We start from the raw sequence: 21,507 nt of genomic DNA, 5'->3' as shown, positions 1-21,507 counted from the left end.
ACCGCTCGGAGCGCACTCCCATCGCGCTCCCGGCGGACGAGCATAGGATTGCAATCGTGGCTGCTATCAATCTCGGAATGCCCAAAGTTCCCGAAGTCCTCGCACCGCGACGGAAGTCACGGCAGATCAGAGTCGGCAAGGTCCTCGTCGGAGGCGACGCACAGATCAGCGTGCAGTCCATGACGACGACGCCGACACCGAACATCAACGCGACGCTCCAGCAGATCGCGGAGCTCACGGCATCCGGATGCGACATCGTGCGTGTCGCGGTCCCCAGCCGTGACGATGCCGAGGCGCTTCCGATCATCGCCAAGAAGAGCCAGATCCCCGTGATCGCCGACATCCACTTCCAGCCGAACTACGTCTACGCGGCCATCGACGCCGGGTGCGCGGGAGTGCGCGTGAACCCGGGCAACATCCGCAAGTTCGACGACCAGGTCGGCGAGATCGCCCGCCGTGCCAAAGAGGCCGGAGTGTCCATCCGCATCGGCGTCAACGCCGGTTCCCTCGACCCGCGCCTTCTGGAGAAGTACGGCAAGGCGACGCCAGAAGCTCTCGTCGAGTCGGCGGTCTGGGAGGCGAGCCTGTTCGAGGAGCACGACTTCCACGACTTCAAGATCTCGGTCAAGCACAACGACCCGATCGTGATGGTCAAGGCCTACCGCCTGCTGGCCGAACGCGGCGACTGGCCGCTGCACCTCGGCGTCACCGAGGCGGGCCCGAGCTTCCAGGGCACGATCAAGTCTGCGACCGCCTTCGGGATCCTGCTCTCCGAGGGGATCGGCGACACCATCCGCGTCTCCCTGTCCGCGCCGCCGGCCGAGGAGGTCAAGGTCGGCCTGCAGATCCTGCAGTCGCTGAACCTCCGCGAGCGCAAGCTGGAGATCGTCTCCTGCCCGAGCTGCGGGCGCGCGCAGGTCGACGTCTACAAGCTCGCCAACGACGTCACGAGCGGGCTCGAAGGCATGAGTGTCCCGCTGCGCGTCGCGGTCATGGGATGCGTCGTCAACGGCCCGGGCGAGGCACGTGAGGCCGACCTGGGCGTGGCCTCCGGCAACGGCAAAGGCCAGATCTTCGTCAAGGGCGAAGTCATCAAGACTGTCCCGGAGTCGGAGATCGTGGCCACCCTCATCGCGGAGGCCAACCGGCTTGCGGCCGAGATGCCCGACGTGACGAGCGGGGAGCCCGTCGTCTCCGTCGGCGCGAACTGAGGGCGATCGCACCAATCAGTTCCATAGGGATCGCATAGACGATCAGAGGGACGGTTGCGTATCCTGTCGCCATGCGTATGCGGCGGGCGAGGACCCCGGCTGCCCTGGCGGCCGGTGCGCTCGTCGTCGCCGTGTCGCTGGCCATCGGCGACGTGAGTGCCACCAGCTCGCCGAAGGTCGTCGCGCACACGACCGATGCCGGCCCTGACGGCCCGGTCGTCGTGGCCATCGGTGATTCGATCATGGAAGGCCACGGCCTCGACCCGAGCCAGGCGTGGCCGTCCCTGCTCGCACGCCAGAACGGCTGGCGCCTCACCAACCTTGCCAGTGACGGTTCAGGATTCGTGACGGCAGGCAACAACGGCGACACGTTCGCCGACCAGGTCGCGGTCGCTGTGCGGCTCAACCCCTCCATCGTGCTCGTGTCGGGGAGCAGCAACGACCTGGGCAGCGATGACGAGATGATCGCCGGCGAGACCGCTGCGACCATCCGCGCCCTGCATGCTGCCGTGCCGCGTGCCGAGATCTTCGCGGTGAGCCCGGTCTGGAACGACAAGAGTGTGCCGCCGCAGCTGAACAGCATCGACCTCGACGTCGTGCAGGCCGTCGCTGCCGTCGGCGGGTACGCGCTGGATATCGGCCAGCCCCTCTCCGGCCGGCCCGGGATGATGCAGTCCGACGACGTGCACCCGACCCCGGCCGGCCAGGAGCTCATCGCGGCGGCCGTGGAGAAGGCTCTCGGGCATCCGGTGGCCTGATCGCCGTGCGAAGCGCCGGTCGCCGCCCTCTAACATGGAACGGTGCCAACACGCCTGTCGAATTACTTCCTCCGCACCCTTCGTGAAGACCCGTCTGACGCCGAGGTGACCAGTCACCGGCTGCTCGTGCGGGCCGGCTATATCCGCCGCCAGTCACCGGGCATCTTCGCGTGGCTCCCGCTCGGATTGCGGGTGAAGGGGAAGATCGAACAGATCATCCGCGAAGAGATGCGGGCCGCCGGGGCGCACGAGGTGCATTTCCCTGCCCTCCTGCCGCGCGAGCCGTATGAGGCGACCGGCCGCTGGGAGGAGTACGGCGACGGCATCTTCCGGCTCAAGGACCGCAAGGGAGGCGACTACCTCCTCGCCCCGACCCACGAAGAGGTCTTCACCCTCCTCGTGAAAGACCTGTATTCCAGCTACAAAGACCTGCCGCTGTCGATCTACCAGATCCAGGACAAGTACCGCGACGAGGCACGGCCCCGCGCCGGTCTGCTCCGCGGGCGCGAATTCACGATGAAAGACGCCTACTCGTTCGACTACACGGACGAGGGGCTCGATGTGAGCTACATGGCGCAGCGCGACGCCTACGAGCGCATCTTCAGCCGTCTCGGACTCGAATACGTGATCGTGCAGGCCGACGCCGGCGCCATGGGAGGCTCCCGCAGCGAGGAGTTCCTGCACCCGACCCCGGTCGGCGAGGACACTTTCGTCCGGTCCGCCGGCGGATACGCGGCGAACGTCGAAGCGTTCACCACGATTGCGCCACCGGCCCGCTCCTACGAGAAGCTGACACCGGCCGAGGTGCTCGAGACCCCGGACACCCCGACGATCCAGACCCTGGTCGACCTCGCGAACGAGAAACACCCGCGTCCGGACGGCCGGGCGTGGACTGCAGCGGACACGCTCAAGAACGTCGTGCTCGCCCTCACACACCTCGACGGACATCGCGAGCTCCTCGTCGTCGGCCTTCCCGGCGACCGCGAGGTCGACCTCAAGCGTGCCGAGGTCGCCTTCGCGCCTGCAGAGGTCGAGCCGGCGACGCCCGAGGACTTCCTGGCGAACCGCGGGCTGATCAAGGGCTACATCGGGCCCTGGTCTGCGCTCGGCCCGGTGCTCGGCGAAGACGCGAGCACGGGCATCCGCTACCTCGTCGACCCCCGGGTGGTCGACGGTTCCGGCTGGATCACCGGCGCGAACGAAGAAGGGCACCACGTGTTCGGGCTGGTCGCTGGCCGCGATTTCTCGAACGACGGCACGGTCGAGGTCGCCGAGGTGCACGCGGGCGATCCCGCGCCCGACGGCTCCGGCCCGGTCGAGCTCGCCCGTGGCATGGAGATCGGCCACGTGTTCCAGCTGGGCCGCAAGTACGCCGAAGCGCTCGGGCTGAAGGTGCTCGACGAGAACGGCAAACTCGTCACGGTGACGATGGGGTCGTACGGCATCGGCGTGACGCGCATCCTCGCCATCATCGCCGAACTCAACAACGACGACAACGGGCTGATCTGGCCCGCGTCGGTCGCTCCGTTCGACGTGCACGTGGTGGCTGCGGGCCGTGAGCCCGTCGTGTTCGAGGTCGCCGAAGCGCTCACCGCCTCGCTCGAGGGCAATGGGCTCGACGTGCTGTTCGACGACCGCCCGAAGGTCTCACCCGGGGTGAAGTTCGGCGACGCAGAACTCATCGGCGTACCGAAGATCGTGATCGTCGGCCGGAGCGCGGCCGACGGCGTCGTCGAGGTATGGGATCGCCGCACGAACGAGCGCACCCAGGTTCCCGTGGCCGAAGTGCCCGGCCTCCTCTCGCGCTGAGCGTGCCCGGTCAGAGCCGGACGACGAACGCCCGCACGCAGTAGTACACGCCGTATGCGATGAGCCCGACGGCGACCAGGAAGAGGATGACGGGGCCGAACGGGAGCTGTCGCAGGGTCAGGATCGCCCCATCCAGCCCGTTGGCCTTCGAGGGGTCGACCGTCACGCCGGCGACGACGAAGAGAACGCCGACGATCCCCAGGGCGATGCCCTTGGCGATGTAGCCGACCACACCGAGGGTCATTGTCGCGTCTCCTGCCGCGCCGGGAGGCATCTGGATGTCGCGGGCGAAGCTCTTCCGCGCCCCACGCACCACGTACCCCACGCCGATCGCGAACACGACGAGGCCGATCAGGACGATCAGGAAGACACCGCCAGGGGTGCTGAGGATCTTCGCACTCGTCGACGAGGTGGACGACGCGGAATTCGACGAGCCGCCCAGGGCCACCACGATTCCCACCCACGCGAGCGCGAAATAGACGACGGCCTTCGACGCCTCCTTCAGCCGCCGGGCCCAGCGCCGCTTCGGGTCTCCACCCGGAGGAACGATCGTCTGGATGATCTCCCAGAGGCCGAGGGCCAGCAGGCCGACGACGACGATCCAGATCAGGAACACCCCTCCGGGTGTGCGCATGAGCTGGGTGAAGGCACCGGACTGGTCGGCCTCGCCGCCGGACCCGAAGGCGATGCTGATGGCGATGCCGCCGATGAGGATGTGCACCACTCCGACGGCGACGTTGCCGACGCGGGCGAGTGCCCGCACGGCTGGATTGTTCTCCGCAGATCGTGCGGCGCCTTTAACTTCGGTCGTCATTCCGCACACGGTACGCCCGACGGTGGGATTGTCCAGCGTTACGGGAGGGCCCACGATCGGGTACCGTAGATAGCTGAGTCCGTCGCGCGGTTCGCGGCGGCAAGAATCTGAATAGAGGAGGCCGGCATGGACATCGACCTCAGCGTCTTGCGTCTTATGGAACGCGAACGAGAGATCCCCTTCGACGAGCTGGTGCAGATCATCGAACAGGCGATCCTGACCGCCTATCTGAAGCACACCAACCAGCCTGACCACCGTCACGGCCACACGGATCAGCCTCCCGCAGCGCGTGTCCACCTCGATCGCAAGACCGGTCATGTGTCCGTCTTCGTTCCTGAACTCGACGACGACGGAAACGTCATCGGCGAGGCGGAGGACAGCCCGAGCGACTTCGGGCGCATTGCTGCGTTCGCGGCCAAACAGGTGATCAACCAGCGCCTCCGCGACATCGCCGACGACGCCGTTCTCGGGGAGTTCCGCGGTCGTGAGGGCGACATCGTCGCCGGCGTGATCCAGCAGGGTCCGAACCCGCGCATGATCCATGTCGACCTGGGCAGCGTCGAGGCGATCCTTCCCCCGGAGGAGCAGGTCCCGGGCGAGGAGTACACGCACGGTTCGCGCATCCGCGTCTACGTCACCAGCGTGTCGAAGGGGCTCAAGGGTCCGTCGATCACCGTGTCGCGCACGCATCCCGCGCTCGTACGCAAGCTGTTCGCGCTCGAGGTTCCCGAGATCGCAAGCGGTGTCGTCGAGATCGTTTCGCTCGCCCGGGAGGCGGGGCACCGCACGAAGATCGCGGTCCGGGCGACCGAGCCCGGGGTGAACGCCAAGGGTGCATGCATCGGCGAACTCGGGCAGCGCGTGCGTGCCGTGACGGCCGAGCTGAACAACGAGAAGATCGACATCGTCGACTACTCGCCCGACCTCGCCACGTTCGTCGCGAGCGCGCTTTCACCGGCGAAGGTGACGAGCGCCTTCGTGATCGACGAGTCGATCAAGGCCGTGCGCGCGCTCGTTCCCGACTACCAGCTCTCGCTGGCCATCGGCAAAGAAGGTCAGAACGCGCGTCTCGCTGCCAAGCTGACGGGCGCGAAGATCGACATTCAGCCGGACTCGATCCTCGACGAGGAGTAGCCTGCTCGGCCACCACCCAGCCGGAGTCGATCCCCGACAGTACGCTGCACGTTGAACGAATGAACCCCCGTTCCGGCGGAATGTGCCGGGCGTAACTGGCGCGATCGACCCGAGGCGACTGGTCGGGCATCCGACCCGGTCAGTGCACGTAGGCGCCGAGTGCTGCCTGAACGGAGCTGTCGATCGCGCCCGTTCCGCCGACCACGATGATCGCGGTCGGCTGCAGCCGAGTGAGCGCAGTGGCGATGGAGGCGGGAATCGCATGCGGAGCGACGAGAAGCACCGGGGCGTTGAAATGGCCTGCGGCACTCGCAGCCGCGAGTCCGTCTGCGAAGGACGTCCCGACCGCGACGTAGGCGGCTGACGTGCCTGGCGTGAACTGGTTCGCGACGGCCGCGCTTGTCGCGTACCGGTCGGCGCCGCTGAGCGGTGTAACCGGTGCGATCGTGGCGAGCGCAGCCCTCACCGAGTCCCCGATCGCTCCTGTTCCCCCGAGCACGACGATCTTCGTCGGACTCAGGCGCCTGAGTTCGGTGGCGATCGGGTCCGGAAGCGTGTCATGAGTGGCGAGAAGCACCGGACCGCCCTTGATGCTGCCGGCGGCGAGCGCACCACCGGAGAGCGCGTCGGGGAAGTCCTCGCCGCTCGCGATGTAGGCGACCGGATGCGGAGCCGCAAACGTTTCCGCCGAGACCATGGCGCTGGTCGCGTACCGATCAGCGCCCGCGATCCTGATTACGCTGGACGCGCCGCCGCCGGTGTAGTGGGCCAGCTGCTGCTGCACGCTGTCACTCACGACGCCCGACCCGCCGAGCACGACGATTTTCATCGGATGCAGGCGGGTCAGTTCGGCGGCGACGGACGACGGGATGGCGGTGGGGGTCACCAGCAGGACAGGACCATGGCCTGCGCCCGCTGCGGCCGAGCCGGAGAGCGCATCCGCGAAGCCCGCGCCCGACGCGATGTAGACGGTCGGCACGCCTGGGGCGAAGGTGGACGCAGAGAGTGCGGCGCTCGTCGCGTACCTGTCGGAGCCGGCGATCCGAGATGCTGCCGGGAGCGTGAACGCGCGGAGACCCCCGGACCCGTCGGCGTAGTACAGCGCGCCGTTGACAACGATGGGGCTCTGCCAGTGGAGTCCGACAGTTCCGGAGGTGTCCGTCCACAGGACCTGACCTGTTGCCGGGTTGAGGGCACGCGCTCCGCCGTTGGTCACGTAGAAGAGCACCCCGCCTGCGATGATCGGCGAGGTGCCGGCGGATGCGCTCCCGGTGTGGGTCCAGCCCTGCGTGAGCTGCGGCTTGCCGCCCGTGCCGAGTACGACCTTGAAGGCCGAGATGCCGTTGGCGTTAGCGACGAACACCCATGAGGTGTTTGTCGTCGGGTCGACCCATGCGGCCGGCTGGGTGAGTACCGTACCGCCCTGAGGGAGATCGATCAGTTGCAGTTCGCCACCGAGGTGGCCCGGGCCGCCCTGCCCGCTCAGGTTCGACAGGTTCAGGAGCCGCAGTTTCGCATCCTTGCCGCCCTGCACGCCGAGGTTCGCGACCGTCGAGCCGTTCGGGGCGGTCACGATCTCCGGCGAGGTGCTTCCGAGGTCGAGGTCCGCCGAGTCGAGCTGCGCCTGGTTCGTGGGCGTATAGCTGTCGACCGGGCCCGCGGTGGTTCCGCTGCCGTCTGGGTGGATGGCGAGGACGGAGTCACCCCAGTTGTGAACCCCGTCGAAGCCCGCGTTGCCCGTGGCGAAGTACACCAGGCCGGTGGCGGCGTCGTAGTCGACGCTCGGCCGCGCCCAAACAGCGGACTGGACCTGCGAGCAGTCGGTCGATGCTGTCGTGGTGAAGTGGATCGTCCGGTCGCTGCACAGCGTGTTGAAGACCTTCTGGGTTCCCGTGGCGAGATTGATCGTCGTCACGTGGCCCTGGTAGTCGCCATTGTCACCGGGATAGCCGCCGTTCGCCGCGTACAAGTAGGACGTGCCGCCGACGGTCGCGACCGTGAGTGCGGGTGAGCTCTTCTCGTCGAACCGTTTCGTCGTTGTGAGCTCGGGCCAGGATGCGGACGTCACTTCGGTACCGTCACCGATGCGGTACTTGTGCACGCGCCCGTCGAGCCCGTACGAGTAGACGAACGTGCCCGCCGGGTCGATTGCAGGCGACGACGTCGTGTAGCAGGGGGTTCCGCCATTGTTGATGGTGCAACTGCCCGGGCCGTTCTGGTGCGACCAGATGGTCGACCCGGTGGAAGCGTCGAGGGCCACGATCCAGCCGGACTTCGTCGTCACGAAGAGGAGGTCGTGCGTGCCGCTCGGTGTCACGACCCCCGGCTGGTAGACCGGCGCTCCGTCGGACACCCCGGGCAGCGATGCGGTGTACTTCTTGCTCAGGTTTCCCACCGTGGCTGTGCTGATCGTCGTCTCGGATGCGTTGACACCGGAATGGGACGGACCGTCGCCGAACTGCGGCCAGGATGTGGTCGCGCCGGCGGCTGGCGAGGCGATGCCGAACGCCAGGAGGACGGCTGCGGCGGCACCGGCGGCGGTCACCGCGATACGTCGGGGTCGTTGCTTCACCAGGGCATGCTTCGTCACGATCGATCCCTCCCGCATGCAGTGTGCCCCCTCGTCGGGGTCGTTGACAAGGCTCGCCTGCGTGGCGCCGAGGTAGCCTGAACGGTGGACGTGGCCCACCCGTGCGCCGCCGCCGCCTCAGGAGGGGTAAGATGGTACCTGTAAGAACGTGCGTCGGTTGCCGTTCTCGCGCCTCCCGGTCCTCGCTTCTGAGGGTTGTCGCCCGGGGTTCAGAACTCGTGGTGGACCACTCCGCCACTCTGCCCGGGCGTGGTGCGTGGCTGCATCCGACTGGCGAGTGCCTCGAAAAGGCCCTGCAGCGACGTGCCTTCGGGCGGGCGCTGAGGGTCGAGGGAATGCTCGACACCAAGGCCATCCAGGCCGCACTACGAGAGAACAGGCTGAACGGCACAGTGAACTCAAATGAGTGACAACTAATGAGCGGCTCGAAATGAGACCCGTCCGTTACTAACGGTCTGCCCTGTCCGGGTCAGGCCCAGACAGGAGAATTGTGGCTGCAAAACCACGCGTACACGAGGTCGCCAGCGAACTCGGAGTCGACAGCAAGGTAGCCCTTGCAAAACTGAAGGAAATGGGCGAGTTCGTCAAGGGACCGTCCTCCAGCATCGAACCGCCGGTGGCGCGCAAGCTTCGCGCTGCGCTGCAGGCGGATGGCCTCGCCGCGCCCGCAGGCGCCGCGGCCCCGGTCGCACCGAAGGCACGCCCGACCCAGGCGACCGTCGCAGCTCCGGCACCTGCCCCCGCTGCGCCCGTCGCAACGGTACCCGCGGCATCCGCAGCGCCCGTTCCGAGCGCGCCGCTGTCGGTCGCCGAGCGCCAGGCGATCGCCGAAGAGAAGGCGGCAGCCGAGAAAGCCGCCGCGGACAAGGCTGCTGCCGACAAGGCAGCATCTGCTGCCGAGGCCCCTGCCGCCGCAGCGGCCGCCCCGGCCACCGGTGACACCGACAAGGCTGCGGCACCGCGCCCCAGCGGCAACATCCCTCGCCCGGGTGCACCCCGCCCCGGCAACAACCCCTTCGCCTCCAACCAGGGCATGGGCCAGCGTCCGGCGAACCCGCGCCCGGGCAACAACCCGTTCGCCAGCTCGCAGGGCATGGGCCAGCGGCCCAGCCCCGGCAACATCCCGCGCCCCTCGGCGCCCAGGCCCGGTTCGCCGCGTCCGGGTGCTCCAGCGCAGGGTCAGCGCCCCGGCGGCTTCCAGCGCCCCGGCGCCGGTCCGGGCGGTGCCCGTACCGGCGGCTTCCAGCGTCCCGGCGGCGCCGGTGCAGGCGCAGGCGGCGGCTTCCAGCGTCCCGGCGGCGCCGGTGCAGGCGGCGGTGGCGGCTTCGGCGCACCTCGCCCGGCCGGTGGCGGTGGCCGTGGCCGTGGCCCAGGCGGTGGCACTGCCGGTGCGTTCGGACGCGGTGGCGGAAAGAGCAAGGCCCGCAAGTCGAAGCGCACGAAGAGGCAGGAATTCGAACTGCGCGAAGCCCCGTCGCTGGGTGGCGTGAGCGTACCCCGCGGCGACGGCAACACCATCGTTCGACTGCGTCGCGGCGCCTCGATCTCCGACTTCGCCGACAAGATCGACGCAAGCCCCGGAAACCTGGTCACCGTGCTCTTCCACCTCGGTGAGATGGCGACGGCGACCGAGTCCCTCGACGAGGCCACGTTCGGCATCCTGGGCGAAGAGCTCGGCTACAAGGTGCAGATCGTCTCGCCGGAAGACGAGGACAAGGAGCTGCTCGAAGGCTTCGACATCGACCTCGAACAGGAACTCGAAGACGAAACCGACGAAGACCTCGAGATCCGTCCGCCCGTCGTCACGGTCATGGGCCACGTCGACCACGGTAAGACCCGGCTCCTCGACGCGATCCGTAACGCGAACGTCGTCGCCGGCGAGGCGGGTGGCATCACCCAGCACATCGGTGCCTACCAGGTGACGACCGAGCACGAGGGCCTCGAGCGGGCCATCACCTTCATCGACACCCCGGGCCACGAGGCGTTCACCGCCATGCGTGCCCGTGGTGCCCAGGTCACCGACATCGCGATCCTCGTGGTCGCGGCCGACGACGGCATCATGCCGCAGACGATCGAGGCGCTCAACCACGCACAGGCGGCGAACGTGCCGATCGTGGTCGCAGTGAACAAGATCGACAAGCCGGACGCCAACCCGGCCAAGGTGCGCCAGCAGCTCACCGAGTTCGGTCTGGTCGCCGAGGAGTACGGCGGCGACGTCATGTTCGTCGACGTGTCGGCACGCAACGACATCGGCATCCAGGACCTGCTCGACGCAGTGCTCCTCACCGCCGACGCCGGCCTCGACCTGCGCGCGAACCCGAACAAGGACGCCCGCGGTGTCGCGATCGAAGCCAAGCTCGACAAGGGCCGTGGTGCTGTTGCGACGGTGCTCATCCAGTCGGGAACGCTCCGCGTCGGAGACGCGATCGTCGCCGGAACGGCGTACGGCCGTGTTCGTGCGATGGTCGACGAGAACGGCGACGTGGTCGATGAGGCCACTCCGTCGCGTCCCGTCCAGGTGCAGGGCCTCTCGAGTGTTCCGCGAGCCGGCGACACCTTCCTCGTCACCGAGGAGGACCGCACGGCCCGTCAGATCGCCGAGAAGCGCGAAGCCGTCGAGCGCAACGCCCAGCTGGCGAAGGCGCGCAAGCGCATCAGCCTCGAGGACTTCACCCGTGCTCTCGAAGAGGGCAAGGTCGAGTCGCTCAACCTCATCATCAAGGGCGACGTGTCCGGTGCCGTCGAGGCGCTCGAGGACTCGCTCATGAAGATCGAGGTCGACGACTCGGTGCAGCTGCGCATCCTCCACCGCGGTGTCGGTGCGATCACCGAGTCGGACATCGACCTGGCGACCATCGACAACGCGATCGTCATCGGCTTCAACGTGCGCCCCGACGTCAAGGCCCGCGAGCGCGCGGCCCGCGAGGGTGTGGATGTGCGCTTCTACTCGGTCATCTACAACGCGATCGAAGACATCGAGAACTCGCTCAAGGGCATGCTCAAGCCCGAGTTCGAAGAGGTCCAGTCGGGTGTGGCCGAGATCCGCGAGGTGTTCCGCTCCTCCAAGTTCGGAAACATCGCCGGTGTCATCGTGCGGTCCGGAACCATCACGCGCAACGCCAAGGCGCGGGTCATCCGCGACGGCGTCGTCGTCGCAGACGGTCTCGCGATCGAGTCGCTGCGCCGGTTCAAGGACGACGTCACCGAGGTGCGTACCGACTTCGAAGCCGGTATCGGCCTCGGCAAGTACAACGACATCCAGATCGGTGACGAGATCGAGACGATCGAGATGCGCGAGAAGCCGCGCGTCTGACCGACCACGAGCCGGAGGTGGGGCAACCCGCCTCCGGCTCGTCCGGTATCCGCGACTGATTCGCGGGGCACCACCAGGCAGTGACTCCCCGACGGGAGAGAGAGGGGACAGCGATGGCCGACCCGGCACGCGCGAGAAAGCTCGCCGACAGGATCAAAGTGATCATCGCCAAGCGACTGGAGCGCGGCATCCGCGATCCGCGCATGGGTTTCGTCACGATCACCGATGTACAGGTGACCGGCGACCTCCAACACGCCAGCGTCTTCTACACGGTCTACGGAACCGACGAAGAGCGGGCAGACACGGCCGCGGCCCTCAAGGCCGCGACGGGCATGTTCCGCACCGAAGTGGGCAAGAACATCACCGCACGCCTCACGCCGTCGCTCGAATTCATCCTCGACGCGATCCCCGAGAATGCGGCGCACATCGAAGACCTGCTTCGTGAAGCGCGCCAGCGCGACACCGAAGTGGCAGGGCTCGCCGCCGGCGCCGAATATGCGGGAGATGAAGACCCGTACGTGAAACCGCGCGAGACGGATGCCGTGGGCGAGGACGACGATTTCGGCAGCGATTTCTATGCCGATGACGACGACGCCGCTGAAGAAGAGGCCGCAGAAGACGCCGCCGGGAAAGCGTAGGCGGTACCCTTCCAGCATGTACGCCGTTTCGTTCTACGACAGTGATCCCGAAGCGGATCCGAAGCACTTCGAACGTCTCGTCGAGACGTATCCACGCCATCGCGCCTACCTCGACGAGTTCGCGAAAAGCGGTGACGTCGTGATGATCGGCACGTTCGGCAACCCTGTGGCGGAAGGCTCCATGGCCGTGTTCCGCAGTCGCGAGGCGGCGGAACGGTTCCGCGAGGGCGACCCGTTCTACACCGAAGGCCTGGTCTGGCGTTCGAGGATCCTCGACTGGAACCCGCTCGTCTTCGGCGACGGCGGCGCCCTGCTCGAAGGCTAGGGAAGCAGCAGGCCGTCGGAGCCTTCGACGGCGAGGCCGTCGGCGACGAGCCCCGCGATGGCACGCTCGCGCTGCAGGTCGTCGGGCCATACTGCCTCGAGTTCGCCACGCGTCACCGGGATGTGCGACGCCCGCAGCTCCGCCATCACCAGGCCGCGCACCTGCCGGTCCGAGCCTTCGTACTTTTTCTGCACGGCCTTGCGGGGACCGTCGTAGGCCGGGTACCCGGCGAGGCGCCACGCGCAGGCGTCGCGCACCGGGCATCCGTCGCATTTCGGCGCGCGCGCCGCGCAGACGATGGCGCCGAGCTCCATCATTCCCGCGTTGAACGCCACGGAGGCGGCGCGGTCCGCCGGCAGCAGCGACTCCATGGCGGCCAGGTCGCGCCGCGCGCTCGGCGGCCCAGGGTCGGCGTCGCCGTCGACGGCACGGGCGATGACCCGGCGGATGTTGGTGTCGACGACCGGATGCCGGCCTCCGTATGCGAAGACCGCGACCGCACGCGCCGTGTAGTCACCGATTCCCGGCAGGGCGAGCAGCGCATCCACGTCGTCGGGGACGACGCCGCCGTGCTCCTCGGTGATGGCGACGGCGCAGGCGTGCAGCCAGAGGGCGCGGCGCGGGTAGCCGAGCGACTTCCACGCGCGCACCGCCTCACCGGGCGGGACGGCCGCCAGGTCGGCGGGTGTCGGCCAGCGGGTCAGCCATTCCTCGAGGTGCGGGATGACCCGCGAGACCGGGGTCTGCTGCAGCATGAACTCGCTGACGAGCGTGCCCCAGGCGGTGAACCCGTCGCGGCGCCAGGGCAGGTCGCGGCGGTTGGCGTGGAACCAGTCGATCACGGTCGCCGCGAACGGCAGCGGCGCGGATGCTGCTGCACGTTCTGGCACGATCCCAGCGTAAGCGGCCCCGGCGGCTTAGGCTCGTCACATGCAGCTGCCGCCAACACCGCGCAACGAATTCCTGAGGGAACTGGTGGGAGAGATCGCCCACAACTACGGTCACGGCCGCGTGATCGTCGCCGTCGACGGCATCGACGGCGCCGGCAAGACCACGTTCGGCGACGACCTGGCCGCGGTGTTCCGCGAGGCGGGACATGACGCGTTCCGGGCATCCATGGAGGACTTCCACCGTCCGCGTGCCGAACGGTACCGCGACGGTCGTGAGTCTCCCGTGTCGTTCTACCGCGACTCGTTCGACTACCAGACGTTCCGACGGGTGCTCGTGGATCCGTTCCGCATGGCGGGCAGCACCGGTTTCCAGACCGCCGCGTGGGATGTCAGGCGGGATGCGGCGACCGTGTCGCGCTGGGTGACCGGCCAGCCGGACGGCGTGCTCATCGTCGACGGGGTCTTCCTCAACCGGCCGGAGCTGCGCGGGATCTGGAACTATTCGATCCTGCTCGAGGTGCCGTGGGAGGTCGCCTACGGGCGCCTCGCCGAGCGCGACGCGCGCGACCCGAATCCCGATGCGCTCGCGAATGCACGGTATCGCGACGGCCAGGAACTGTACTTCACCGAGGCGAACCCGCGGGAGTATGCGAGTGCGCTCGTGGACAATGCCGACCCGGAGCATCCGCGCCGGATCTTCGCGGACAGCTGCTGACGCCGACACCAGGGCGCCCGTGCCCTACAGGAGCGGTGCGAGTGTCGTGGTGACTTCGGCCGGGTCGACGAACGTGCCCGTGTGCTCCACCCGGTGAACGAGACCGACGAGTGCGGCGTTGATCGGGGCGTGCCTGCCGATGCGGGCCGCCTGGTCGACCACGGCGCCGTTGAGGTAGTCGATCTCGGTCGGCTGGCCGCGACGGATGCTCTGCAGCGTCGATCCCGGATTCGGGGTGCGCCCCATCCGCCGCTTCATCAGCAGCGGCACCACCTGCGCGACGGAGAGCGGAGCGCGGGCGACGAACCGGAGGATGCCGTCGGTGAGGCCCTGCAGGCTCCCGAAGCGCACGCCTGAGGCGATGGCGATGCGCACAGCCTCGCGCAGGCTCGCGGTGACGATGCGCCGCAGGTGCCGGTCGCCGAGGGTCTCCTGCACGCTCAGTCCGGTGATCGCCGGCATCGCGTTGATCTGGTTCACCATGAGCTTCGTCCACTGGCAGCCCGTGAAATTGTCGGTGGCCTCACTCGGCATGACCGCGCCGAGAACGCGGGCGACTTTCAGTGTCGCCGGGCTCGGGGCGTCGTCGCCCGAGCCGAGGTAGGTCGTCGACGGGGTGGTGACGCTCACCCTGCCGGGGGCGAGGTAGCTCGCAGCCCAGAGCGCGAGTGCGCCGACGCAGTCGGAGTCGGGCAGCAGGGCGGAGGCTTCGCTCAGCCCCGTGAGCCCGTTCTGCACGATCACGACGGGGATGCCGGCGAGCAGCTCGGCGTGTTCGCGGATCGCGGCCGCCGCATCCTGTGCCTTCGTGCACACGAAGGCGAGCTCGGGCGCCGCAGTGAGCTTCTCTGCCGCCCCGACGTGCGCGGTGTGCGTGCCCCACCCGCCGGAAAGCTGCAGCCCCGTCGAGCGGATGGCGGCCAGGTGGTCGCCGCGGGCGGTCACCTCGACCGTGTGGCCCGCCCGGTCGAGGAGCGCGGCGATCGTGCCGCCGATCGCGCCGGCTCCGATGACTCCGATTCGCATTCCACCAGCGTAGGGCGAGCAGGGCGGGTCAGGATGCGCGCGCGGGCTCCGGGGCAGGCGTGGCGGCGATCTCCGGCGTCTCCTCGCGGCGGCGGATGCCGGACGGCAGCGCGAGCGAGATGATCGCTGCGAGGCCGAGCACACCCGCGCCGACGAGAACGGCCGGTACGGCAGCGTGCACATAGCCGGTCGGGGTGAGGGTTCCGCCCGCCCCGGTGAAGACTGCGGTCAGCACGGCGACACCGAGGGCGACACCGATCTCGCGGAGGGTCGAGTTGGTCCCGGAGGCCTTGGCATGGTCGTCCGGCACCATGTTGGCCAGGACGGCCGTCGAACTGGGCGCGAACACCAGGCCCATGCCGATGCCGGCGACGGCGAACGCGGGCCACATCTCGCTGTACGGCTCGGTCGCAGACAGGGTGAGGGCGATCCAGAACATCGCGGCTGCCAGGAAAACGAGACCGATGAAGATCGGGAGGCGCGTGCCGGTGCGCGGCGAGAGAAGTCCGGTCAGGGGAGCGACCACCATCGGGGCGAGCGTCCACGGCATCGTCATCACGCCGGCTTCGAGCGGGGTGTGGCCCTGTACGACCTGCAGGAACTGGATCAGGATGAAGATCGATCCGAAGATCCCGAAGCTGAAGGTGATGCCGACGAGGTTCGCCACGGTGAAACTGCGGTCGCGGAACAGCCGGAGGGGGAGGAGCGGTGCTGCAGTGCGTGACTCCCAGATCACGAAAGCGACCAGGAGCACGCCTCCGGCGACGAGCGACCCGACGACTTCGAAGCTGTCCCAGCCGGCCGGATTGCCTCGCACGATGCCGTAGACCAGCCCGAGGAGCCCGAGCCCGGCGAGGAGCAGACCGACGACGTCGGCGCGCACGCGCTCGCCGAAGCTGTTCGGCAGGGCGAGCAGGATGAGCGGCACCGAGATGATGCCGAGTGGAACGTTCAGCCAGAAGATCGCCTGCCAGTTCCAGCCCTGCACGACGGCGCCGCCGATGAGCGGCCCGAGGGCGACGCCGAGACCGGCGATGCCACCCCAGATGCCGATGGCGGCGGGTCGCAGCCGTTCGCTCACCGTGCCGGCGAGGAGGGTCAGCGACAGCGGCATGAGTGCTGCGGCACCGACGCCCTGTACGGCGCGTGCTGCGATGAGCATCCACGGTTCGGTCGCCAGCGCGCTGAGCGCGGAGGCGACGGTGAAGACCACGACACCTGCCAGGAAGACGCGTCGCCGCCCGAAGCGGTCGCCGAGTGCCACCGCCATGAGCATCATCGTCGCGAACGTGAGGGTGTACGCGTTCACAACCCACTGGAGTTCTTCGATCGTCGCGCTGAGGTCGCGGGCGATGACCGGGAGGGCGCTGGTGACGACGAGGTTGTCGAGTGTCGCCATGAACATCGGGAGGGATGCTGCGATGATGGCGAGCCAGAGGGGTACGCGCCGTGCGGGTGAGCTCATCGTCCGTCTCCGTTCGGGAGGAAAGGTTGTGGTTATTGGATGATTACTAAGCCACAGAGTAGTAATCGACTGATAACCTGTCAAGCGTGAAAGACAAATCGGCCGAGCGGATACCGGCAGGCGAACGACGCGAGTCGATCCTCGCTGCGGCGAGCCTCGTATTCGGCGAACGCGGCTACTTCGGCGCCACCACCGACCAGATCGCACGCGCGGCCGGTATCAGCCAGCCCTACGTCGTGCGCATGTTCGGGAGCAAGGAGAACCTCTTCCTCGAAGTGCTCGACCGCGCCGTCAACAAGCTCATCGACGCGTTCCGTACCGTGCTCGACGAAAGCAGCGACAGTGACGACCCCGACGAGGTGCTCCACGTGCGCATCGGGTTCGCCTACGTCAACCTCATCGAAGACCGCGGCATCCTGCTCTCGCTGATGCAGGCGTTCAGCATGGGCGGCGACCCGGTCGTCGGGCGCAAGGCGCGCGAAGGCTTCCTCACGATCTACCGGCTGCTGCGCGACGAGGCAGGCTTCGAGCCCGAACGCATCCGCGACTTCCTCGCGCACGGGATGCTGCTCAACACCGTGCTCGGCCTCCGACTGCCCGACCTGTACGAGACCGACGACGCAGCGCACGCCCTCGTGGAATCCACTTTCGGCACGAAACTGCAGATGGTGCTCGACCTCGTCGCCCTCGAAGCCGGGCGCGCGCCTCGCGCGGTCGGGGCAGAGGCGTGAGCCAGACCGACGGGGCGCCGGTGCGCACGCCGGCACCCAGCGGAATCCTTCTCGTCGACAAGCAGGAAGGCTGGACCAGCCACGACGTGGTCGCCCGAACCAGGCGCCTGGCCGGCACGCGCAAGGTCGGGCATGCAGGAACGCTCGATCCGATGGCGACCGGCCTGCTGATCCTCGGCCTCCAGAGTTCGACGCGGCTCCTCACCTACATCGTCGGCACCGACAAGGAGTATCGCGCCACCATCCGTCTCGGCGCATCCACCACGACCGACGATGCAGAGGGCGAGCTGGTCTCCGAGGCGGACAGCGCAAGGCTCGACGCTGTCGATCCGGATGCCGTGCTCGCCGGGATCGCCGACCTCACCGGTGAGATCGAGCAGGTTCCGAGCTCGGTGAGTGCGATCAAGGTCGAAGGAAAGCGGGCGTACGCGCGCGTGCGCGCCGGCGAGGACGTGGTGCTCGCTGCACGGCCGGTGACGGTGTCGGAGTTCGAACTCCTCGTCTCGGAGCGTGTCGTCGTCGACGGCGAAACGGTCGCGATCGACCTGGCCGTCCGGGTCGTGTGCTCGTCGGGAACGTACATCCGCTCGCTCGCCCGCGACCTGGGCGCGGCCCTGGGCGTCGGAGGGCATCTCACGCGGCTCCGGCGCACCCGCGTCGGCCCGTTCGAGGTGGCGGATGCCCTCCCCATCGACGACATCGACGTCGCGTCGCGCATCATCCCGCCCGCCGACGCCGCGTCGCGCCTCTTCGAACGCTTCGACCTCACCGAACAGCAGGCGATCGACCTCGGGCATGGCAAACGCATCCATGTGCCCGACCGTGACGGAGGAGGAGAGCCGGTCGCCGCGATCGCGCCGACAGGCCACCTCGTCGGGCTGGTCGAGTTCCACGGCAAGGAGGCCAGGACCCTGGTGAACTTCCCGGCAGACGAAATCGCCGAAGGCACCGGGGCATGATCGAATGGTTCACGGCGGTCCAGGTGGCCGTCGCCTGCATCGCAGGTGCGCTCTGCATCGTGCTCGGTCTCGCCGGCCGCGTGCCGTCCGACCTGACCATGGGTGCGGTCGCCCTCGTCGAGATCCTGCTGGTCGCCCAGCTCGTGGTGACGATCGTCGCTCCCATCGTCGGCAACGAGCCGACCGGGAGCCTCGCGGAGTTCTACATCTACCTGATCTCGGCGCTCGTCCTTCCGATCGCCGGCGGGTTCTGGGCGCTCATCGAACGCAACAGGTGGAGCACCGTCATCCTGGGCGCGGTCTGTCTCGCGATCGCGGTCATGGTCTACCGGATGGGACAGATCTGGTTCGTGCAGGGAGCGTAGCGGCGCGCGTCTAGAATCGTAAGGCGATGCCAGAACAGACCCCCGCCGTGCACCAGAAGGCGAAGACCAAGAGACCGCGTGTCACCGGCGTCGGCCGCCTCCTCATCCTCGTCTACGGCATCCTGGCGCTTGCTGCCACCGGCCGCAGCGTGTTCCAGATCATCGACCGGTTCGGCGAGGCGCCGGTGGCGTTCACGCTGTCCGGACTCGCCGCGATCGTCTACATCGTCGCCACCATCGCGCTGATCGCCCCCGGTGCCGTCTGGTACCGGGTCGCCTGGTTCACGATCTCCTTCGAACTCGCCGGAGTGCTCGTCATCGGCACCCTCAGCCTGTTCAGGCCCGAGGCCCTCGGACTGACCAGCATCGACCCGTTCGGGCGCACCGCGACCGTCTGGTCGGTGTACGGCATGGGCTACCTGCTCATCCCGCTGGTGCTGCCCATTCTGGGCATGATCTGGCTCTCGAAGAACAAGCCGGTCCCCGCAGAGCCGGACGAGACCACGGCGACCGGTACCGCCGGGGCTTCGTCGTGATCGTCTTCCGCACGCTCGACGACGTGCCGGCCGGGTTCGGCCCGAGTGCGGTCACCATCGGCAAATTCGACGGGGTGCACACCGGCCACCGGGCGGTCATCTCGACGCTGGATCGCGAGGCGCTGCAGCAGGGGCTCACCGCGACCGTCATCACCTTCGACCGGAACCCCCTCGAACTCCTCGCCCCCGAGAAGTGTCCGCCGGCCCTGACCGGCATCGAACAGAAACTCGACCTGCTCGCCGGCACGGGAATCGCTGCAACCCTCCTCCTCACCTTCGACCGCCAGACGGCCGACCTGAGCCCCGAGGCGTTCGTCGAGAGCATCCTCGTCGACCGGCTTCACGCGCGGGTCGTGCTCGTCGGCGCCGACTTCCGGTTCGGTGCGCGCGGTGCGGGCGATGTCGCGATGCTCGCGGCGCTCGGGGAACGGTTCGGGTTCGTCGTGCACCTCATCGACGATGTCCGGCCCGAGGGCGGCAGGCGCGTGTCGTCGACCTGGATCCGCGACCTGCTCGCCGAGGGCGACGTCGCACACGCGGCGCGGCTGCTCGGACACGTGCCCGCCGTGCGCGGTGTCGTCGTGCACGGTGCTGCCCGGGGGCGGGAGCTCGGGTTCCCGACCGCGAACCTCTCGCCGGAGTCCGACGGGCTCATCCCGGCCGACGGCGTCTACGCGGGATGGCTGACGGATGAGGGCGTGCGGTATCCCGCGGCCATCTCGGTGGGCAACAACCCCACATTCGAAGGGGTGCCCCAGAAGCAGGTGGAAGCCTACGTGCTCGATGAAGACCTCGACCTGTACGACCACCGCGTGGAGATCGCGTTCGTCGAGCGCATCCGCGGCATGGTCGCTTTCTCGGGCATCGAGCCGCTGATCGCGCAGATCACGGCCGACGTCGAGCGGGCGCGCGCCATCCTCTCCTGACCTGCGCCCGCCTGCGCCCGTCTGCCTGCCGCTCGACGGGTGGGTGGTACGCCTCCCGATAGGATCGAGTGGTGCCGGATCCTCTGAAACGTCCCCTCTGGCGCGGCCGGACCCTGGCTCTGCTCGGCATCCTGCTCGTCGCGGCCAACCTGCGCACCGCCGTCGCGGCACTCTCCCCGATCTTCGCCGAGATCCGCGTCGATTTCGCGATCTCCAGCATCGCCGTCGGCGTGCTCGGGATGCTGCCACCGGTCTGTTTCGCGATCTTCGGTATCGTCGCCCCCGCTTTCACCCGCCGCGCGAGCCTCGAGACCGTGATGGTCTTCTCGCTCGCCGCCATCCTCCTCGGCGACCTGGTGCGCGCGTTCGCCGGGTCTTTCGTGGTGCTGGCCGTGGGCTCGGCGATCGCTTTCGCCGGTATGGGCGTCGGCAATGTGCTGCTGCCGCCGCTCGTCAAGCGCTACTTTCCCGACCGCATCGGCCTCGTCACGTCGCTCTACGCGACCGTGATGTCGATCAGCACCCTGCTTCCGCCGCTCATCGCTGTTCCGGTCGCCGACAGCGCGGGCTGGCGCATCTCGGTGGGGATGTGGGGCGCGATCAGCGTTCTGGCGGTGCTCCCGTGGCTGCGCATCCTCGTCTCGCACAGGCCGGCGCATCCCGACCACGATGTCGAGATCGAGGAGGCCGGGCCGCGCATGCTCGGGCGGGTGTGGCATACGGCGATCGGCTGGTCGCTGATGGTCGTCTTCGCGGTATCGTCCGTGAACGCGTATGCGATGTTCGCCTGGCTGCCCGAGATCCTGCACGACACGGCAGGTTCCGACCCGGCAGAGGCGGGCGCGCTGCTCTCCCTGTATGCCGCGATGGGCATCCCGGCCAGCCTGCTCGTGCCGATGCTCGCTGCGCGGCTCAGGAGTGTCGGCATCCTCGTCTACGCCGCTGTCGCCTGCTTCGCCGTCGGCTACCTCGGCCTCATCCTTGCGCCGGCGTCTGCCACCTGGATCTGGGTGGTGTTCGCCGGGCTCGGACCCCTGCTGTTCCCGCTGTCGCTCGTGCTCATCAACGTGCGCACCCGCACGCACGAAGGCGCGGTGGCGCTCAGCGGGTTCGTCCAGGGGGCCGGCTACACCCTCGGTGCGCTCGGCCCGCTCGTCGTCGGCGTGCTGCACCAGGTGACCGGCCAGTGGACGATCGCTCTCGTCGTGCTGCTCGGCACGGCGGTCGCGGCTGCGGTCGCCGGCTCGATCGTCGCACGGCCGCACCAGCTGGAGGACAGCTTTCCGGATCGCTGAGCCGCGC

General features: G+C 68.3%; 20 protein-coding genes. 15 read left to right on the top strand and 5 right to left on the bottom strand.

Annotated elements, in window-relative coordinates; all coding sequences use genetic code 11:
* The first annotated feature begins 56 nt into the window (after window positions 1-56).
* The 3 genes from ispG (at window position 57) to ACPPVQ_RS14625 (ending at window position 3,778) form a co-directional block, all read left to right on the top strand.
* Complete coding sequence (gene ispG, locus ACPPVQ_RS14635) at window positions 57-1,211, top strand: flavodoxin-dependent (E)-4-hydroxy-3-methylbut-2-enyl-diphosphate synthase (protein WP_426515828.1); 1,155 nt, start codon at window positions 57-59, stop codon at window positions 1,209-1,211.
* A gap of 71 nt (window positions 1,212-1,282) precedes the next feature.
* The gene (locus ACPPVQ_RS14630) at window positions 1,283-1,969 is read left to right on the top strand and encodes an SGNH/GDSL hydrolase family protein (RefSeq protein ID WP_426515827.1); all 687 of its coding nucleotides are present in this window, start codon (window positions 1,283-1,285) and stop codon (window positions 1,967-1,969) included.
* A gap of 42 nt (window positions 1,970-2,011) precedes the next feature.
* On the top strand, window positions 2,012-3,778 hold the full coding sequence (locus ACPPVQ_RS14625) for a proline--tRNA ligase (protein WP_426515826.1): 1,767 nt from the start codon (window positions 2,012-2,014) through the stop codon (window positions 3,776-3,778).
* A gap of 10 nt (window positions 3,779-3,788) precedes the next feature.
* Here the strand turns inward: ACPPVQ_RS14625 and ACPPVQ_RS14620 are convergent, their stop codons facing one another.
* Window positions 3,789-4,592 carry a DUF1206 domain-containing protein gene (locus ACPPVQ_RS14620; protein WP_426515825.1) on the bottom strand — a complete coding sequence of 268 codons (804 nt, stop codon included), beginning with the start codon at window positions 4,590-4,592 and terminating at the stop codon, window positions 3,789-3,791.
* Window positions 4,593-4,718: 126 nt separating this feature from the next.
* Here ACPPVQ_RS14620 and nusA point away from each other — a divergent pair, with 126 nt between their 5' ends.
* Window positions 4,719-5,726 (top strand): transcription termination factor NusA, encoded by a 1,008-nt coding sequence (gene nusA / locus ACPPVQ_RS14615; protein WP_426515824.1) that lies wholly within the window; start codon window positions 4,719-4,721, stop codon window positions 5,724-5,726.
* Between the two features lie 139 nt (window positions 5,727-5,865).
* Here nusA and ACPPVQ_RS14610 read toward each other — a convergent pair whose 3' ends face one another.
* Window positions 5,866-8,316, bottom strand: coding sequence for a cell wall-binding repeat-containing protein (locus tag ACPPVQ_RS14610; protein WP_426515823.1), 2,451 nt, complete (start codon window positions 8,314-8,316; stop codon window positions 5,866-5,868).
* A 131-nt stretch (window positions 8,317-8,447) separates the two neighbouring features.
* Between ACPPVQ_RS14610 and ACPPVQ_RS14605 the strand changes: the two genes are divergently transcribed.
* The 4 genes from ACPPVQ_RS14605 to ACPPVQ_RS14590 all read left to right on the top strand — a co-directional run bounded on the left by ACPPVQ_RS14605 (window position 8,448) and on the right by ACPPVQ_RS14590 (window position 12,592).
* Window positions 8,448-8,726 (top strand): YlxR family protein, encoded by a 279-nt coding sequence (locus ACPPVQ_RS14605; RefSeq protein WP_426515822.1) that lies wholly within the window; start codon window positions 8,448-8,450, stop codon window positions 8,724-8,726.
* Window positions 8,727-8,806: 80 nt separating this feature from the next.
* A complete protein-coding gene (gene infB, locus ACPPVQ_RS14600) occupies window positions 8,807-11,629 on the top strand; it encodes a translation initiation factor IF-2 (protein ID WP_426515821.1) in 2,823 nt (940 codons plus the stop codon).
* 113 nt (window positions 11,630-11,742) lie between these two features.
* The gene (gene rbfA, locus ACPPVQ_RS14595) at window positions 11,743-12,267 is read left to right on the top strand and encodes a 30S ribosome-binding factor RbfA (protein WP_426515820.1); all 525 of its coding nucleotides are present in this window, start codon (window positions 11,743-11,745) and stop codon (window positions 12,265-12,267) included.
* A 16-nt stretch (window positions 12,268-12,283) separates the two neighbouring features.
* Window positions 12,284-12,592 carry a YciI family protein gene (locus ACPPVQ_RS14590; protein WP_426515819.1) on the top strand — a complete coding sequence of 103 codons (309 nt, stop codon included), beginning with the start codon at window positions 12,284-12,286 and terminating at the stop codon, window positions 12,590-12,592.
* Here ACPPVQ_RS14590 and ACPPVQ_RS14585 read toward each other — a convergent pair.
* Entirely contained in the window at window positions 12,589-13,482 is an 894-nt protein-coding gene (locus tag ACPPVQ_RS14585) for an A/G-specific adenine glycosylase (protein ID WP_426515818.1), read from the bottom strand. The genes ACPPVQ_RS14590 and ACPPVQ_RS14585 overlap by 4 nt on opposite strands.
* Before the next feature lie 40 nt (window positions 13,483-13,522).
* Between ACPPVQ_RS14585 and ACPPVQ_RS14580 the strand changes: the two genes are divergently transcribed.
* Window positions 13,523-14,197, top strand: coding sequence for a uridine kinase (locus ACPPVQ_RS14580; protein ID WP_426515817.1), 675 nt, complete (start codon window positions 13,523-13,525; stop codon window positions 14,195-14,197).
* A 24-nt stretch (window positions 14,198-14,221) separates the two neighbouring features.
* Here the strand turns inward: ACPPVQ_RS14580 and ACPPVQ_RS14575 are convergent, their stop codons facing one another.
* Window positions 14,222-15,223 carry a ketopantoate reductase family protein gene (locus ACPPVQ_RS14575; RefSeq protein WP_426515816.1) on the bottom strand — a complete coding sequence of 334 codons (1,002 nt, stop codon included), beginning with the start codon at window positions 15,221-15,223 and terminating at the stop codon, window positions 14,222-14,224.
* 28 nt (window positions 15,224-15,251) lie between these two features.
* A complete protein-coding gene (locus ACPPVQ_RS14570; protein ID WP_426515815.1) occupies window positions 15,252-16,688 on the bottom strand; it encodes an MFS transporter in 1,437 nt (478 codons plus the stop codon).
* A gap of 86 nt (window positions 16,689-16,774) precedes the next feature.
* On the opposite strand from ACPPVQ_RS14570, the gene ACPPVQ_RS14565 reads away from it, so the two are divergent.
* From ACPPVQ_RS14565 to ACPPVQ_RS14540, 6 genes are all read left to right on the top strand, one after another.
* Window positions 16,775-17,419: a TetR/AcrR family transcriptional regulator gene (locus ACPPVQ_RS14565; RefSeq protein ID WP_426515814.1), complete on the top strand. Its 645-nt coding sequence runs from the start codon at window positions 16,775-16,777 to the stop codon at window positions 17,417-17,419.
* Window positions 17,416-18,378 (top strand): tRNA pseudouridine(55) synthase TruB, encoded by a 963-nt coding sequence (truB, locus tag ACPPVQ_RS14560; protein WP_426515813.1) that lies wholly within the window; start codon window positions 17,416-17,418, stop codon window positions 18,376-18,378. The genes ACPPVQ_RS14565 and truB overlap by 4 nt, the downstream gene beginning before the upstream one ends.
* Window positions 18,375-18,743 (top strand): hypothetical protein, encoded by a 369-nt coding sequence (locus ACPPVQ_RS14555; RefSeq protein ID WP_426515812.1) that lies wholly within the window; start codon window positions 18,375-18,377, stop codon window positions 18,741-18,743. The genes truB and ACPPVQ_RS14555 overlap by 4 nt, the downstream gene beginning before the upstream one ends.
* A gap of 26 nt (window positions 18,744-18,769) precedes the next feature.
* A complete protein-coding gene (locus ACPPVQ_RS14550) occupies window positions 18,770-19,279 on the top strand; it encodes a hypothetical protein (protein ID WP_426515811.1) in 510 nt (169 codons plus the stop codon).
* Complete coding sequence (locus tag ACPPVQ_RS14545; RefSeq protein ID WP_426515810.1) at window positions 19,276-20,205, top strand: bifunctional riboflavin kinase/FAD synthetase; 930 nt, start codon at window positions 19,276-19,278, stop codon at window positions 20,203-20,205. The genes ACPPVQ_RS14550 and ACPPVQ_RS14545 overlap by 4 nt, the downstream gene beginning before the upstream one ends.
* A gap of 71 nt (window positions 20,206-20,276) precedes the next feature.
* Window positions 20,277-21,500, top strand: a complete 1,224-nt coding sequence (locus ACPPVQ_RS14540) for a CynX/NimT family MFS transporter (RefSeq protein WP_426515809.1) — start codon at window positions 20,277-20,279, stop codon at window positions 21,498-21,500.
* Window positions 21,501-21,507 lie beyond the last annotated feature (7 nt).

Origin of the sequence: Leifsonia sp. McL0618 (assembly GCF_049994905.1) — a bacterium.
Classification (GTDB): Bacteria; Actinomycetota; Actinomycetes; order Actinomycetales; family Microbacteriaceae; genus Diaminobutyricibacter.
The sequence above is the reverse complement of the archived record's forward strand: the minus strand, read 5'-3'. Positions and strand labels throughout refer to the sequence as shown.